This is a genomic window from Candidatus Poriferisocius sp. (assembly GCF_965204145.1).
Classification (GTDB): domain Bacteria; phylum Actinomycetota; class Acidimicrobiia; order Acidimicrobiales; family Bin134; genus Poriferisocius.
In genome coordinates this window covers 2,162,045-2,178,011 of sequence record NZ_OZ241977.1, presented here as the reverse complement: position 1 = coordinate 2,178,011, position 15,967 = coordinate 2,162,045, and the positions used below count along the sequence as shown (strand labels likewise).

The 15,967-nt window shown below is 60.7% G+C and carries 15 protein-coding genes and 1 pseudogene; 5 read left to right on the top strand and 11 right to left on the bottom strand.

What is annotated here, in order from left to right:
* The first annotated feature begins 6 nt into the window (after positions 1 to 6).
* Complete coding sequence (locus ACOGI7_RS10135; RefSeq protein WP_419848640.1) at positions 7 to 309, top strand: hypothetical protein; 303 nt, start codon at positions 7 to 9, stop codon at positions 307 to 309.
* Positions 310 to 684: 375 nt separating this feature from the next.
* On the opposite strand, the gene ACOGI7_RS10130 is transcribed toward ACOGI7_RS10135, so the two are convergent.
* Entirely contained in the window at positions 685 to 1,611 is a 927-nt protein-coding gene (locus ACOGI7_RS10130; protein WP_419848639.1) for an IS1595 family transposase, read from the bottom strand.
* 332 nt (positions 1,612 to 1,943) lie between these two features.
* Between ACOGI7_RS10130 and ACOGI7_RS10125 the strand changes: the two genes are divergently transcribed.
* Positions 1,944 to 2,180, top strand: a complete 237-nt coding sequence (locus tag ACOGI7_RS10125; RefSeq protein WP_419848638.1) for a hypothetical protein — start codon at positions 1,944 to 1,946, stop codon at positions 2,178 to 2,180.
* Positions 2,181 to 2,333: 153 nt separating this feature from the next.
* Positions 2,334 to 3,893 (top strand): hypothetical protein, encoded by a 1,560-nt coding sequence (locus ACOGI7_RS10120; protein ID WP_419848637.1) that lies wholly within the window; start codon positions 2,334 to 2,336, stop codon positions 3,891 to 3,893.
* Here the strand turns inward: ACOGI7_RS10120 and ACOGI7_RS10115 are convergent.
* The 8 genes from ACOGI7_RS10115 to ACOGI7_RS10080 all read right to left on the bottom strand — a co-directional run bounded on the left by ACOGI7_RS10115 (position 3,890) and on the right by ACOGI7_RS10080 (position 10,478).
* Positions 3,890 to 4,606: a hypothetical protein gene (locus ACOGI7_RS10115; RefSeq protein WP_419848636.1), complete on the bottom strand. Its 717-nt coding sequence runs from the start codon at positions 4,604 to 4,606 to the stop codon at positions 3,890 to 3,892. The two genes, ACOGI7_RS10120 and ACOGI7_RS10115, sit on opposite strands and share 4 nt — an antisense overlap.
* A gap of 333 nt (positions 4,607 to 4,939) precedes the next feature.
* Positions 4,940 to 8,323 carry a hypothetical protein gene (locus ACOGI7_RS10110; RefSeq protein ID WP_419848635.1) on the bottom strand — a complete coding sequence of 1,128 codons (3,384 nt, stop codon included), beginning with the start codon at positions 8,321 to 8,323 and terminating at the stop codon, positions 4,940 to 4,942.
* Positions 8,324 to 8,451: 128 nt separating this feature from the next.
* Positions 8,452 to 8,874, bottom strand: a complete 423-nt coding sequence (locus ACOGI7_RS10105; protein ID WP_419848634.1) for a PIN domain-containing protein — start codon at positions 8,872 to 8,874, stop codon at positions 8,452 to 8,454.
* Positions 8,875 to 8,878: 4 nt separating this feature from the next.
* Positions 8,879 to 9,019 carry a hypothetical protein gene (locus ACOGI7_RS10100; RefSeq protein WP_419848633.1) on the bottom strand — a complete coding sequence of 47 codons (141 nt, stop codon included), beginning with the start codon at positions 9,017 to 9,019 and terminating at the stop codon, positions 8,879 to 8,881.
* Positions 9,020 to 9,488: 469 nt separating this feature from the next.
* Complete coding sequence (locus ACOGI7_RS10095) at positions 9,489 to 9,860, bottom strand: type II toxin-antitoxin system death-on-curing family toxin (protein ID WP_419848632.1); 372 nt, start codon at positions 9,858 to 9,860, stop codon at positions 9,489 to 9,491.
* The gene (locus tag ACOGI7_RS10090; protein WP_419848631.1) at positions 9,857 to 10,036 is read right to left on the bottom strand and encodes a hypothetical protein; all 180 of its coding nucleotides are present in this window, start codon (positions 10,034 to 10,036) and stop codon (positions 9,857 to 9,859) included. The genes ACOGI7_RS10095 and ACOGI7_RS10090 overlap by 4 nt, the downstream gene beginning before the upstream one ends.
* Entirely contained in the window at positions 10,033 to 10,281 is a 249-nt protein-coding gene (locus ACOGI7_RS10085) for a hypothetical protein (protein ID WP_419848630.1), read from the bottom strand. Before ACOGI7_RS10085 ends, ACOGI7_RS10090 begins: the two co-directional genes overlap by 4 nt.
* A complete protein-coding gene (locus ACOGI7_RS10080) occupies positions 10,278 to 10,478 on the bottom strand; it encodes a hypothetical protein (protein WP_419848629.1) in 201 nt (66 codons plus the stop codon). The genes ACOGI7_RS10085 and ACOGI7_RS10080 overlap by 4 nt, the downstream gene beginning before the upstream one ends.
* Positions 10,479 to 10,563: 85 nt before the next feature.
* Between ACOGI7_RS10080 and ACOGI7_RS10075 the strand changes: the two genes are divergently transcribed.
* Positions 10,564 to 12,276 (top strand): N-acyl-D-amino-acid deacylase family protein, encoded by a 1,713-nt coding sequence (locus ACOGI7_RS10075; RefSeq protein WP_419848628.1) that lies wholly within the window; start codon positions 10,564 to 10,566, stop codon positions 12,274 to 12,276.
* A gap of 72 nt (positions 12,277 to 12,348) precedes the next feature.
* Here the strand turns inward: ACOGI7_RS10075 and ACOGI7_RS10070 are convergent, their stop codons facing one another.
* The gene (locus tag ACOGI7_RS10070; RefSeq protein WP_419848627.1) at positions 12,349 to 12,564 is read right to left on the bottom strand and encodes a helix-turn-helix domain-containing protein; all 216 of its coding nucleotides are present in this window, start codon (positions 12,562 to 12,564) and stop codon (positions 12,349 to 12,351) included.
* Positions 12,565 to 12,879: 315 nt separating this feature from the next.
* Complete coding sequence (locus ACOGI7_RS10065; protein WP_419848626.1) at positions 12,880 to 13,773, bottom strand: LLM class F420-dependent oxidoreductase; 894 nt, start codon at positions 13,771 to 13,773, stop codon at positions 12,880 to 12,882.
* A gap of 46 nt (positions 13,774 to 13,819) precedes the next feature.
* On the opposite strand from ACOGI7_RS10065, the pseudogene ACOGI7_RS10060 reads away from it, so the two are divergent.
* A pseudogene (locus ACOGI7_RS10060) lies at positions 13,820 to 15,924 on the top strand (DEAD/DEAH box helicase).
* Positions 15,925 to 15,967: the final 43 nt, after the last annotated feature.

Sequence of the window (15,967 nt, the reverse complement as noted above, 5' to 3'; positions counted from 1 at the left end):
GAGGACATGGAGACGCAACTCGGCTCCCTGGCAGACGCTCTATTGACACTCAGAGAGGATCACGACGCACTGAACAGGGAGTTCCGCTCCCTAGAAACCATGTTCCACGAGCTGAGCGCGCATGTCCTAGAAGCACCGGAGGACTCGGCCCCGGATGCTTGGGCGTGGATATGCGAGTTCATGGTTGACGCATACGGGAGGTATCCGGGGCCGAGAGTGCCCGGAGCGATCTTCGATACCCGCGATTCCCGGCTGTCGTCAGACGACGAGTGCGTGCGACTGGGGTATCTGCCAAACATACGCAATTGAAACCACAAGGAGAGCCAATGAATCCGCAAGACGAGAAGGACGTTCGCAAGATCGTTGCCGAAGCACTGGACGAGATCGCCAGCCAAGCATCCAAAAGCCGCAGATTTCCCAGGAAGCGCTCCCCGTTTGGCCAGTCGGAGCCTGACGCACAGGGCTTGGTGGACGCGATCAGGAACCAGAGTCGTAAGTTGCGGAAATCGCCTTGAAATGGGTTGAAAGCGTGCCCTGTGCGTGAATAGGATCAGTGCAGGGTTGCTACGTGGCTACTAGCAGCCTTAGGCCGGGGGGTCCACTCCCCCGGCCATCAGGGCTATATGTATTGTAGCCTAGCTCTGTTCCTATTTGGCAAATTTTTTGCAAATAGGGACCGCTCGCTCAACAAGCCGTCTCCCTGACCCTGTTGGCGCGCACGCCGTCTGCGATCAACTCCTCGTAGGTGAGCCTCTTGCCGTCCATGTCCTTGACCACCCTCTCCATCTGAATGATGGTGTCGAATGGCCTCTCGTTGTGGCGGTGCTGGAACTCGGCCACGTAGCGATGAAGGTGCTCCGGCGACATCTGGTGATAGGTGCCGTGATAGCCGCGTTTCAACAGCGACCAGAACGACTCGATCCCGTTCGTGTGTGCCATGCCGTCTACGTACTGGCCAACCGAGTGCTTTACGGCCCTGTGGCCGTAGCCTTTCTTGCGGAGCGGAAGGTAGCCCTTCGCCTCGTCTGTGAGCACCAGCGTTCCCTTCTCGGCGTGGTCTGAGACCATCCCGATCAGCGAGTCGGCTGACGTGTCGGGAACGACTCTGGCAGCCACCCTGTTGGAGCAGCGGTCCTTCACACCGGCGACGATGGCCTTGCCGACAGGCCCGCCCGCTGCCTTCATGCGCTTGTCCTTGTGCTTGTTCTTCTCCAAGCCGCCGACGTAGGTTTCGTCAGCCTCTACGGGACCGCAGAACAGGATGTCCTCGCCGGCCATTGCTTCGCGCAGACGATGGAGCAGGAACCAAGCCGCCTTCTGGCCGATGCCCAGGTCGCGGTGCAGCTTCATGGACGACACGCCCTTCAAGTTGGTCATCACGATGTAGATGGCGAACACCCAGGTCTGGTAACCGAGATTGGATGCCTCCATGACCGTGCCGGTCCTGACGCTGAACTTCTTTGCGCATCCCTTCTCGCGGCAGCGGAACGGCATCGTGCGGTGCTTCGCTCCTGTCTGCACGTTGACCGAACCGCACGATACGCAGGCGACTTTCTTCGGCCAGCGGCGCTCGATCAGCCATTGCTCGGCTGCCTTGTCAGTGGGGAACATTCCCATGAGGTCGAATAGCGATATGCCGTTGCGATCTGCTCTACCAGGAGCTTTGTGGCGCTTCCGTTCTTCATTCATCGGACGCCACGTTATCACGCACCTATGACAGTTTATCCTCAGTGTATTTCGTTGCACTCCGCACTCCTTCCTGCCGTAATTCTTGTGCAAGAGGAGTTCTATCAACCGACCCCAGTGGTCCAAAGTCCGGAGAGCCCCGATGCACAAGAAATCCCAGCTAGAAGGATTGGGGCTCCCCGGACTTTGAGTCTTATGTCTCTAAAACACGCCTGATGGCGTGCCTGATTCCAGTGCCTGCTCTGTAGCCTTGGCCCATGCCACATTTCGTCTTGAACGAGAACGCCCAGACCGAAGGCAAGCACAAGGGGCAGCGAGAACTCCACAATCTGTCAGTTGGCAAGGAGAAGGGGTGCCTTCCCGACGACATAAACCAGATCCACCTATTCGAGCGCCCCTCATGTCGGGAGGCTGTGCTACTGGCTAGAGCGATATACCCGGATTGGAGCATCAACGGGTGCGCCTATTGCGCTCCCGAGTGCGACGAGGGCTAGTTCGTATTAGGTGTACAAACCCGGTCTGGCTCATCGCTCAGCCGGAACGATCCTCCCGGTGCCAAGAACACGTGCAGCACTCCTTTGTCGTCCACCCAGCGGTCGATATCGCCATCGACTCCGTTCAGCGTTCCGTCATTCGGATGCTTGTATATGACCGCCGTTTTCCGGCGCGCCGACAACTTGTTCAATCCGTCCATATTTCCTGTCTTTCTCTATAACGCCTGCTCAGGCATGGCTTTCGCCACCATCCGATATAAGTCCCAATATCTTTTTCAGGACTTCGTTGAAAAAAGTTCGCTAGTCTCCCTATATGATTTTGAAAATCGGGAGAATTTCTTTCACGGAGTTCACAAGGGAACGAAATTCTGTCTGCTCACGCTATCCGGTTCTGATTCGCCGGTGAATCAGGCCGTGTTTTCTTTCTTTGCGCAAACAATTTCTGATCTTGATGACGCAGACAGAACTTTTTCCCTAACAACAAGTGATTTCTATTCTCTTAATCCGAATACAAAAACATGTCCCGTATTTCGAACAAGTCGAGATGCAGAAATAACAAAGGCAATCTACCGTCGAGTCGCCCCTCTTGTCATTGATGGGAGTCCTGAAGGCAACCCATGGAATATGTCCTACCAGTGTATGTTCCACATGAGCAATGATTCTGGTTTATTTCATGAGAGTGAAATGTTAGATGCGGCTGGTTTGATGATGGAAGGCAACCACTATGTGCGACAACATGACGAGGGGTTCGAAGAACGGTTCCTTCCATTGTATGAAGGAAAGATGGTATCTTTCTATGATCATCGGGCTGCAAACGTCATCAAGAGCCCTACCGCGATACACCGGAAGAATCAACCACAGTATTTGAGTTTAGAAGAGAAAATGATGCCACAGTTTACTGCGAAGCCCTATTATTGGGTCAATGAAAAAGAGGTTGTCAAACGAATTGGCATGAATTCCTGGTGGCTTCTTGGATTCAACAACGTTACGAGTAGCTCCACAAATGGACGAACGTTAGTTTGTACTGCTTTACCACTAGCTGCAGTTGGGCATTCTGAACCACTAATCCGAGACGCACGAGCTCCTCATTTGCTCCTGTCAGTGTTGAACTCTTTTGTGTTGGACTACATCGCTCGACAGAAGATAGGAGGGACGAATCTTACGCTGGGTTACTTGAAGCAATTCCCTGTTTTGTCTTGTAATCAAGTCCGCACCCATGAAACGATGATTTCTGCTGCAATTCTAGAATTAGTTTATACTGCGTGGGATTTGAGGAGTTTTGCAAATTCCCTGGATTGCTTTGGTCCTCCATTTGTCTGGGACGAGGAACGCCGAGCGCTGATCCTTGCCGAATTAGATGCCCTCATGTTTCACTTATATGGCGTTAATCGCGAAGACGTCATATATATCATGGACACTTTTGCTATTGTGGAACGTAAAGATAGGAAGAAGCATGGGGAGTATCACACCAAGAATCTGATCCTTGATCGCTACGATGCCATGACTCATGCCTACGAGTCGGCCCACGGTACTTTGACCAACACACCCAACAGCAAAACTCCACCCCTCGATCAGGCAAGCCTCACCCACTATTCCCACCAGTTGGCTAAAGCCCTAGCCACTCACTACCAAACCAACATCAGCCCCCCACCCGCCCACCCCTCCCAAGCTCACCCCGCGTCGACCCGCCCCTCTTGGACAGATAGAGACTAGGCCGATTTCTCGATTACTTCCTCCAGGGTTCTAAGGAAGATATTGACTTGCTGTTCCATCAGACCCGACCGCTCACGACTGAGTGCATCGTGTTCCCCGTGAGCAGCCTGGTTACGAAGCCCTGCCATTTGTTCTATGTCCTTAATGTGCTGCTTGTTCAGCACTTCAGCGCTGCGGAGTGTTCTTGCGTACGTTGAGATGCCAGGCTGACCTGAAATGCTGAGCCCGAGTTCTTCTACTGCTGAACGTAATGCAATCTCCAAAGCGGCACCCGCCAGGACGATGGGTGCAGCAGGCGTGACACTGTGATCGGCGTTTAGTGCACAAACTTGTTCAAGGAGTTCGGTTGAAGCAATCTGTCGAAGAGCGAGCGTTTCAGTGAGTCTTGGCCTAATTTGGCCAGATCGAACGAGATTGGACCACTCTTCAAGTACATCACCTATTGCCCTAGCCCCGGTCTCCATTGACTGATTGTCGCCATTGTTCTCAAACACGTCGTGAGCTGTCTTGGTCCAGAGGGACGAGGGTCCAGTGAAGCGTTCTAAGAAATCCAATGCAGCGGTTGCCCGTGCACGAATCACACCCCGAACTTGTGGGTTGATGGCTTGCCAGTAACCAAAGGTTCCGTATCGCGACGGGGTCCATGTCATGTCCTCAGATAGCTTGTCAATGTGCTCACGGGCCCATTCCAAGATCTGCTCAGTGGGTTCCATGAAGCCAGTATGCCTGAGCGACTGACAGCCATCAGTTGCCATTTCCAGTCGATTGACTGCGGAACCCTGTTCCCAGTTGAGATGCTGCCTGACTGTGAAGGCGACCATTGTCTGCTATCGGTGGAGGAGTGCCTGTAATTCATAGCCGACAGCCTCATTCACCTGTTCGGTTTCAAGGACCGAGATGTAGTGTCCAAGGGCATCGAGGTTGAATTGGCAGTGCTCGACTCCGCCACCGTGGCTCGATCTACGGACCTACGATCTGTTATGGCATCCTCGTTGAGCGCTTGGACATGCTGTTTCTAGGGGTCAGGAAGTGGTCTACGGCGGGTCTCATGAGGCGGCTCGATTGTTGATCTGCCTGATGGCTTGGACGGCGGTGCTGCCGGCCTTCGGGTCTAGGGTGTAGACACGTAGTTTCTCGGCGGTGGTCTCGGTGCCTACAAGTCCGAGCATCCGTATCGCGAAGTCCAATACGCCTTTTCTGTGGATGATGGGGTGAGTGGGAATGTCTGCCAGGTTGTCGAGCGCCCACTCGAATAGGCGGCGCATGGACTCTGGGTAGTCTTCGGCTAGTTGAGGGAGGTCGCGGCGGTGATAATGCGCTCGTGCTTGGCGGTCCCACAAGTGCTCCTTGTCGGTGCTGTCGATGTGGGCCAGGGTCGCGACTGTTTGGTCCGGTTCGGAGAGGAGGGCGCTCCAGAGTGTTTCAGCATCCACTGCGGCGTCGTCTTGCTCGTGGCGGAGCAGCAGACTGGCAATAAGGTGCCAGCTTCTTTGCGCTGGGGTCGGGTCATTTGGCCCTGGTGGAATCTCAGACTCGAATTGGGCCCACCCGCTTATGGCAGCCCGACATGCGGCTGACGCCACCTGCGGCATAGTGGAGTCTTCGGGCGGGCCGTCTAGGTACGACGCGAACACATCTTTGGCAGCGTTATCGAGAGCGGCGTTCCCAGTGGGGACGAGGTTCGACAGTTGCTCCAACAGGGAATCGATGTCCCATGAGTTGGGATCGGAGCCACGCGCGGCCATGGTAAGAAGCCATGCCCAATCTGTATCAGTGAGTTCTCCGATTGCTTCGCGGTAGGGGCCGACGACTTCCTGGGTTTCGTATTGCATGGCCACGATGCTCCGGGCCGCACGGCAGCTCTCCATATCTTCGGGGCGCGAGATGGTTTGTCGGATACGGTCGTGAACTTGCTCGACTGTGGTTTCGCTTTCAATCTCGTCGAATTCGGCGAGTGCTTCGAGGAGCGAGGTACTCAGAATCAGATTGCTCGTATCGATCGAGCGCAGTACGTCGACGATTTCGGAGCGGTGCGGGTCTTGGGTTCCGCCGTGACGCCCTAAGTCTGTGGCTGTGTGTAGGGCTTTAAGTTGCAAGGGGGATCCGCCGGCGTCCCAAGCCCGACGCAGCAGGGAGGCGAAGACAGCTTGGTCGGTGGGATCGAATGGGTTGACTGCAAGCATCGCCAGGTAGTAGCGGCCCCACGAGTAGTCGCCTGCGCCGTTGGCCAAGCGTCCTGCTAGCCCGGTGCTGCCCCGAAGGCCACTGAACGGGGCTTCCATTGCGGCATACTCGAACGCGACGGCGACGTAGGGCATAGCGAGCCCGCAATTCTCCCGGTCTACTTGGTGCGCCATTTGGCTGAGCGTCGCTTCTACGACCGTCGAGATGGGGTTGGTTATGCCGTCGGCTTGCAGGAGCCGCGCCTGGGTCTGGCACAGCTCATCGGTCTTGTCGATCAGCTCGCAGACTTCTTCGACGAGCAGGCCTCGGTACGAGCCCCTGCCTGCGGCGGCCAGCAGCTTCAGTTCGGTCTCTGACCACCGGCGGCTTGTCGACCAACGCCCGCCTAAGGCAAAGCCCTCCTGATCTTCGGATTTGAAGGCCTCGAAGGAGGCGTTCTCTGGGTTGGCTGCGGCGATGCCGACATGGAGAATGTCTCGGATGTCCGCAGCGGCGAGAGCGGCAACTTCGGGGCCGTAATCGCCTGTGAGTGCCCTGAGCATTAGCCACTCATCGCAGAGCGCCTTGATCACGTCCCAGATCCGGTGGCTGTTTCGCTCGATTTGAAGGGCAGTCTGAGTGAGCGGCTTGTTGACCGGAAGGTCGAGATGAGCAGCGAGGCGTTGGCTGGTGCTGGAGGAGCGGACGAGATCCTCGGCGGCGAGGAATTGGCCGAATAGCTCGTGGCGGAAACGGACACGGTGGCGGTCAATCCCTATGAGTGGATTGGCTAAGACCTCGTCGACGAATCGGGCATCAGATTCAAGGCTTGGCGAGTTAAGGACTGACGCAGCATCGAGTTGCGGCATGCTGGTTCTGAATTGGGAGTGAAGATTGGCGGCGAGGGAGCGTAGGCCGGCTCGGACTCGTACGGTGGGGGCATGTCGGCGGACGAAGGCGTCGTGCAGGTCTGCGACCGATGCGCCATTGGCCAACTCGCTTTCGCACTCCGCGGCGATTGCCAGTTCGTGCGGCGAGCGGAACTGGTCGCTTATGCGCTCTGGCTGTCGGGCGCCATAAGAGCGGAGGATCGCCAGCCTGGTCTCTGCATCGGGCTCGTTGGAGTTCAAGATTTTCGCGCCTAGCGTGCCGACCAGACCTTCCTCAACAGTGCTTGTAACCAGCACTCCCGCGGAGTGTCGCAAGCAAAACGCCTTCAATTGCTTCAGTAGTTCGGTCCGTTCGCTCTCCGGGCACTCGTTCAGACCATCGAGCACTACAGATATGCCCACTCCAGTTTCTTCGGCGGCTCGAATGACGTCTTTTCGCCGCTCGATGCTGTACGGAGCTGTGGCCAAGTTGAGCAAGTCGCTGAATCGACCCTCGTAGTCAGCGGCCCGAACCCAGACCACCAAGCGACCAGCATCGCAGTGTCTCACAACCAAATGTCGAGCGAAAAAGGTCTTGCCGCTTCCCGAGTGGCCTGTTATCGCGACCACTCTGCCAGCGGCGACCATGTTGTCGATGTCGTCTGCCGCCAATTCAGTGCCATCGTTGTCAGTTGCGCCCAGATCGACCAGAGGCCCGAGACCGTCTGAGAGACTGGCTCGGGCCCTTGGACGGTAATCAGCGATGATTTCGAGGCTGTCGCGCCTGCTCTGCTCGGAAGGCGAGATGTCTTCGGGCTGGAAGAGGCTGTGGCGGCGGGCGAATTCATCCCACTCTTCTTGCGTCCACGGCACACATGGCCCGGGTTTGACTAGCCGCTCGAGGAGGTCTTGGTAACCCAGTACGGTCACATGGGCTCGTGGCTCAATTTCTGATCCTTCGGGGATGGCTTCCCACAATCCAACGATCGTGTCGATATAACTGGAAAAATTGTTATCTACCGCAGCGACGCCCTCTTTCCTGGCAAGGTCTCGCATGGCGTCGCTGATCGCGTAGGTGCCACGAATGGCCTGCGAGCTGCCGTTTGTAATCTGCCGCTCTGTCCCGTCAGCAAGGATCTGAACCCAAAGACCGTTCACATGGCCGCGCACCGGGTAGTTGGCATTGAAACCCTTGATCTCTACATGCGCTGTGTGGGTTTCAGTGTGGACGAGCAGGTCGATCTGGCGCTGCTGTCCGGGTCGCGGGATGAAGTTCGCGTACAAGGCACCGCTAACACCGCGCTGCTCTAAATCAAGGCGCAAGCGGCTGATGAGTTTTTGCTCTACGGGATCCTCGATCTCCTGGCCGAGGAATAGCCTGATTTGTGTTTTGTTCATCTGGTGTCGCGCAGTACGCAACGGCTGCGAGCCATGCTACAGGCCAACATGGCCACTTCAAACAATGACAATGCGCACCCCACAGCCGACCTACCCAGTCGAGCTAGCAATCTCTGCGGGCAGAACGTCTAGGCCCCATCTGGATCGAGGAGCCGTAGCATAGGAACGTCGTCGAAGATCGAGTCCTCAGTGGCGAGCGGGAGTTCTCCGGCAATAGCGACAGCGGCGACCCACCGGTCGGCTTCGTGGCTCTTGGCGCTCAGACCGTGTCCGCTGCGAACGCTCCAGGCTCGTAGATCGACATACGCATCGGTGATGTCTTCAAGCGGAGGCACTACTGCGGCACGCGCTATCACGTTCTCCAGCCTCGCTCTGCGTCGAAGGCCCCAACCGGCCACCTCGGCCCCGAAGCGCATCTCGGCGACGACCACGAAGGGGAGTATCCATAGGGCCTGCGCCAGAACCCTCAACCAACGAACCTGGCGCTCTACCTGGCGGTTGGCGAGCCAGGCACTGGCGACCATGGTGTCAACCACTACTTGTGGCGGCATGTGGTCAGAGGTTCTCGATGATGGCGAAGAAAGCGTCCTCTTCCTCAGTGGTCAAGTCCTCGATGGAGAACTTGCGTGGATCGCCCATAGGTTCCAAACCGCGGATGATCTCTGCGATCGTGGCCGGGCCAGGTGCGTCTGGCATCTGGTTTGCTGTTCTGTCAGACATCGTCACCTCCGCAAGCCGGTAGGCATTCAGACTACCCGGCCAAGTCGCCTGTTTCGCCACCCCATTTGCTTTGGCGCCTTCGGAGCCTTGCCAGCAGCCTTTTGGAGGGTACGGACCTAAGGCCCACTGGATCACGGGCCGGACGGTTCATGGCGAAAAAAAAGGGGCCCCGTGCGGTCCGGGGCCCCGTCGCCGCGGTATGTCGGCTGCATTCGGAAGATTCCTACTAACCGGACCGCAGGCATTGGTGACAGTAGCGATGCTGCTACAGGGATGTCAACGGCTTTTCAGGTCAGAGTGATCCTCGGAGTCCGCGGAGGGCTTATTGGGATCACGCTGGGGTCCCGAGAGCAGCGAGGGGCAAGAGGGTGAGGCGGTCGCCTAAGAGCTGATCTTGGTGGGCCCGGTGTGTGGGACAAAGTCGTTGCCGAAGCGGTCGAGGCGGCTATCCGCGGGCCAACTCTTGTAGAGCGCTGGAAATATCCTCAACCTCTAGGTGATGGATGGCGATGCTCTCCACGAGGTGTAATGCGGCATCTGCGGAAATCTTGTCTACAGGGTGTCCGTTGACGCTCAGGAAGGTGGTGGCGGCCAGCCAGCCGAGCCTCTTGTTTCCATCGACTAGGGGGTGCCCAAGCACGATGGAATGCAGCAATGCGGCGGCTTTGTCCCACAAACTGGGATAGATGAGCAGGGAGCTGAGCAGATCCACGGGGTCGGCGTTGTGGAGGGCCTGGGCGACGGTGAGGGTGAGCCGCTGGGCAGCTCGGTCGATGTCGGGCAGGGGGTAGTGCTCGTGGGTGACCATCGCCATCATGAGTCGGCCTTCTTCCGGTCCGACCATGCGGCGGTCAACGAGCCGATGAGCGAGCCTCCGACAACGGCGGGGATGAGCCACGGCGAGGCTCCCAGCAGCAGCACCATGAGGGCCATACCGGCGGCACTTCCGGCGTATGTGGCGGCGGTTCTTCTGGTCCGTTCGGAGCAGGTCATCGGAGGACCTCGGTGAGAGGCTCGGCGAGGTCAAGCTTGCCCTGGCGGTCGGCGAGCTGCTTGGCCAAGCTGCGGCTGATCTCGGCAACCTCTGCGATGTCGGCAAGGCTGATCCCGTGGGCCACGCATCGGGCAACGGCAGATTCGAGCAGGCCCACATCTCTGATCGGCAGGTTTTCGCCCAGTATCTCTCGGGCAGCTGCCAGTAGATTTTCCAGCGAGGGGAAGAACGTTTCGCCTGTCACTCGCCTAGACGGCGCAGGGCTTCTGCATGAACTGTCATGTTCCTCTTGGCTTCAGCGAGCCAAACGGCGTCTTTCTGCTGCTCGACGAAGGCCTGGACGGCGAGGTTGACTGTTTCGTCCACGGTGCAGCCTGCTTGCTGGGCTGCGGCTAGCAGAGCCGCTTCACAGTCAGGGCTGAGGTCTAGTTCCACGACCATGTAACAACTGTACCGGTAGACCCAGTGTGTCGGTTGGTCCATTTCGCCAGGGGATTTGTCACGGGGCGCGCCTACTGTGGGGGGCATGTTTGATCTGGTGATTCGGGGTGGCGCGGTTGTGGACGGGACCGGGGCCGAGCCGGTGGTGGCTGATGTGGCGGTGGCTGAGGGGCGCATCGTCGAGATCGGGCAGGTGGATGGGGCGGCAGCCCGGACGGTGGATGCCGACGGGCTAGTGGTGTCGCCGGGCTTCATCGATCCTCACACCCATTACGACGCCCAGTTGTTCTGGGATCCGGCGGCTACGCCGTCGCCGATGCACGGGGTGACCACTGTGCTGGGCGGCAATTGCGGGTTCTCGCTGGCGCCGGTGAATCCCGACGACGCCCGGTACCTGCAAGAGATGATGGCCATGGTGGAGGGGATGCCCCTGTTGGCGCTGGAACAGGGGCTGCCGTGGGATTGGGAGACGTTTGGGCAGTTCCTGGACCGCCTCGACGGCAACACCGCGGTCAACGCGGGGTTCTTGGTGGGCCACTCGGCGCTGCGCCGCTATGTGATGGGGCCCGACGCCAACCAGCCGGCGAGCTCTGATCAGCTCGACCAGATGGTGCGGGCCCTCCACGATGGGCTGGCTGCCGGCGGCATGGGGTTCTCCACGTCTTTGGCCCATACCCATTGGGATGGCGACAACGAGCCCGTCCCCAGCCGATTCTCCTCCACCGAGGAGGTGCTGGCGCTGGCCGGAGCGGTGGCCGACCACCCTGGGACCTGGCTGGAGTTCATCACCTCCGGATGCCTCAGCATGTTCAGCGACGAGGAGATCGAGCTGATGAGTCAGATGTCGGCCCGAGCCCAGCGTCCGCTGAACTGGAACGTGCTCACGGTTAGCGCCGACACCAAAGACCGGACCAACCACCAGCTCGGGGCCGCCGATGCGGCGGCTGAGGTGGGCGGGCGCATTGTGGCGTTGTCGATGCCCACCATCGGCGGGCTGAAGCTGTGTTTTGCCACCTACTGCCCGCTTTACAACATGCCGGGGTGGAAGGACACCATGAACCTTCCCCATGAGGAGAAGATGGCGGCGCTGGCCGACCCGGAGACCCGACGGTGGCTGAACGAGCAGGCCCAGACCGGCAGCGGCGGCTTCTACCACATGGCCCAGTGGCAGAACATGGAGATCGGCACCACCTATGCCCCGCAGAACGAGGGGCTCACCGGCCGGCGAGTGGGCGACATCGCCGCGGAGCGGGGCCAAGAACCCTTCGACACCCTGTGCGACATCGTGCTGGCTGATGACTTGCGCACCGATTTGTGGCCCATCAATGCCGATGACTCGGAGGAGAGTTGGGCTCATCGCACCGAGCACTGGCAAGACCCCCGGGTGATCGTGGGGGGCTCCGACGCCGGTGCCCATCTCGACCGCATGTGCGGCACTCGCTACTTCACCATCATCCTGGGCGACATCGTGCGAAACCGGGGGCTGCTGCCGCTGGAGGAGGCGGTGCGGCTGATGACCGATGTGCCTGCCCGCCTGTTCGGGCTCAAGGACCGGGGCCGGGTGGCCGAGGGCTGGCACGCCGATCTGGTGGTGTTCGATCCGGCCACGGTGGCCTCCGACCCCATCGAGGCCCGCACCGATCTGCCCGGCGACTGCATGCGCCTGTTCGCCGGCGCCCAGGGCGTCCACCGGGTGCTGGTGGGCGGAACCGACATCGTGGTTGACGGCCAGGTGACCGGGGCCACTCCGGGAACCGTTCTGCGCTCCGGCCGCGACACCGAGACCGTGCTTCCCTAGCGGCCAAGACCCCGTCCGCCCCCGACCGCGCGGGGGTGGGACGCAGTCGGGGGCAGAGGCTTGGGGGTGGGGTTAGGCGGCGAAGTGCTCGTCTTTGGAGCGATAGTGCTCCGCCAGGCCCGACAGCGCGGGATGGCGTAGCTCAGACGGCCTGAATCTCACCGAGTCGCCGATTCTGTAGGCGGGCACGATGCCGTCGTTGATGCCTCGCAGCAGGCTTTGCTGGTCAACGCCCAGCATCTGGCATGCAACCGCCGGTCCGATGAGATTTTCCACTGCTTGGGCCATGAGTTTGCTCCATTTCTCTGTTCTGACCGCGCCCTGGGTCTGGGCGCTGATTGAAATTGAGCGGGCATTGTCGCAATTGAAATTCCCAAATAATTCCCACTTGAGTGGTCTTGGGGAGGGGATAAGTGGGGTTGCATCAGATTGGCCTGTGGAAATCTCTTAGCTGACGACCGAAAGCAACCGTTTGACCTGGGTTTTTGGTTGGGACTTGATGGGTGGGGGTGAGACGTAGCCTGTGTAAAAGAAATTTCTCAAAAAATCACGAAATCAACGTGAAATCAGCAGATTTGGCACAGGAGGTGTCGCGGCCCGCGGTCAAAATCGGGTGATTACCTCGTCGGCGAAGCGATTCAGGGTGTCCCGAGCCGAGGCCAAATCGGGGTCGTGGGTGCTGTAGATCATGCGGGTTGCCCCCAAGTCGGCCAGGAATCGGGCGTCGTCGAGGGTGGCGCCGAATCCCTGGAGCTCACAGGCTTCGGCCCGTCCCGCCTCGGCTGCCCAGCGCTGGACCTCGTTCCACATTTCGGGCCAGCGGTCCCGGTTCTGCGACGCCGAGAAGGCGGGCAGAAAGGCGTCGCCCCGCTGGCCGGCTCGGCGCAGTGCGGGCGGGGAGTGGCCCCCCACGATGATGGGGATGCCATCGGGCTGGCGGGGGTGCGTGGTGAGCTGGACGCGGTCGAAGGCGACGGTCGGCCCGGCGAAGCTGGCCACCGGGCTGGCCCATAGCTCTCGCATGACGTCGATGTACTCGTCGGTGCGGGCGCCTCGATCGTCGAACGAATAGCCCAGCGCGTGGAACTCGTCGGCCAACCACCCCGCGCCGATTCCGAGTTCGGCCCGCCCTCCTGCTAGCACGTCGATGGTGGCGAGCTGCTTGGCCAGCAGCATCGGGTGGCGCTGGGGCAGGACCAGCACCGCGGTGCCGAATCGAAGCGACTCGGTGACCCCGGCCAGGAATGCCATCAATGCCAGCGGCTCGGGCAGTTGGGTGTGCTCGTTGTCCCACGGATAGGCCCCCGATTCGGCGTAGGGATAGGGCGCCTCCTTGGCCGCGGGGAACACGATGTGGTCGGCGAAGAACAGCGAATCGCATCCCACCGCCTCGGCGTGGCGGGCAAAGCCGACCAAGAACTCAGGATCGGCGATCGGCGCCGCCGGTGGTCCCGTCACTCCGGTTGCGCTGCCGATGAGATAGAGCCCGAACTTCATTCCCGTAGCCTCCCACGCCCGATCTGCCTCTAGCCTCACTCTCGCTATGGCCGTGCCGCCTGCTCTCGCCGAGTTCATGCCCGATGTGGGCGATCCCGATGAGCTGTTGGGGGCGTTCTGCGATTGGGCCGAGGCGGCGGGTTTGGAGCTGTACCCCCATCAGGAGGAAGCGGTGCTGCGGCTGCTGGGGGGCGACAACGTGGTGTTGGCCACCCCCACCGGCTCGGGCAAGTCGCTGGTGGCGCTGGCCGGGGCGTTCGCCGCGCTGGCCCAGGGACGGCGGGCGGTGTACACCGCGCCGATCAAGGCGCTGGTCAGCGAGAAGTTCTTCGAGCTGGTGGCCGCGTTCGGGGCCGAGCAGGTGGGGATGGTCACCGGGGACGCTGCCGTCAATGCCAACGCCCCGGTGATCGCCTGCACCGCCGAGATCCTGGCCCTGCGGGCTCTGCACTCCGGCAGCGAGGCCGACGCTGACCTGGTGGTGATGGACGAATTCCACTACTACGGCGACCGGGACCGGGGCTGGGCCTGGCAGGTGCCGCTGCTGGAGCTGAGCCAACCCCAGTTCCTGCTGATGTCGGCCACCCTGGGCGATACCACCGCCCTGCGCCGGGACCTGAGCCAGCGCAGCGGGCGGCCCACCGCACTGGTGGCCTCGGCCCAGCGGCCGGTGCCCCTCGACGTGGAGTATCGGGAGACGCCGCTGCACGTGTCCATTGCCGAGTTGCTGAGGGCCGACAAGGCGCCGGTGTACATCGTTCACTTCACCCAGCGGGAGGCCACCGCCCAGGCTCAGAGCCTGACCAGCCTCGACGTGCTGGATGCCGGAGCCAAGGCTGCGGTCAAAGAGGCAATTGGCGGCTTCCGTTTCGACACCCCGTTCGGCAAGGACCTTCGCCGCTTCGTGCTGGCCGGGGTGGGGGTACACCACGCGGGGTTGTTGCCCAAATACCGGCTGCTGGTGGAGAAGCTGGCGCAAGAGGGCCATCTCAAGCTGATCTGCGGTACCGACACGCTGGGGGTGGGGGTGAACGTGCCCATCCGCACCGTGCTGTTCACCCGCCTGTACAAGTACGACGGCCGCCGCACCCGGGTGCTGTCGGTGCGGGACTTCCAGCAGATAGCGGGCCGGGCCGGCCGCAAGGGCTTCGACGAGGAGGGCAGCGTGTGGGTGCAGGCCCCTGAGCACGTGGTGGAGAACCGCCGGGCCGAGGCCAAAGCCGCGTCCGACCCGGTCAAGCGGCGCAAGCTGGTCAAGAAGAAGCCGCCCGAGCACAACTACGCCCACTACGACGGCGACACGCTGGCCCGGTTATGGCAGGGTCGCCCCGAGACCCTGGAGTCGAGCTTCGCGGTGAGCCACTCCATGATGCTCAACGTCTTGGACCGGCCCGGCGACGGCTGCGCGGCCATGAAGCGCCTGCTGGTTGACAACCACGAGCCCCGCTCCCGCCAGCGGGCCCACATCCGCCGAGCGGTGGGGGTGTTCCGATCGCTGATCGACGCTGAAATCGTCGAAGTGCTCGACGAGCCCGACGACTTGGGCCGTCCCGTGCGGGTGAACCTCGACCTCCAAGACGAGTTCCGGCTGAACCAGCCGCTGGGGCTGTTCGCGGTGGAGGCACTGGAAGCGTTGGACATCGAGGCGCCCGACTACCACTGGCAGGCGCTCAGCGTGGTGGAGTCGGTGCTGGAAGACCCCACGGTGGTGCTGCTGGCCCAACGCGACAAGGCCCGCGACGACCTCATGGTCCAGCTCAAGGCCGAGAGGGTGCCCTACGAGGAGCGCTTGGAGCGGCTGTCGGAGGTCACCTGGCCCCGCCCCGAAGCCGAGTTCATCGACCCGGCCTTCGCGGTGTTTGCCCGCGACCACCCCTGGGTGGGCCACGATCGCCCCAGCCCAAATCGGTGGCCCGCGACCTCATGGAGGTCGGAGACACCTTCAACCAGTACGTCTCCCGCTACGGCATCAAGCGCTCCGAAGGAGCGCTATTGCGCTACCTGTCCGATTGCTACAAGGCCCTGGTCCAAACCATCCCCGCCGCCGCCGTCAACGACCCCCTGGCCAGTCTCACCGCCGAGCTCCACACCCTCCTCCGCTCCACCGACTCCAGCCTCCTCGACGAATGGGAGAGCCTCCGCGAGGGGTGACTCGCCGCCCGGTTACCGGAGGGCGGGTCACCTACCGATAGCA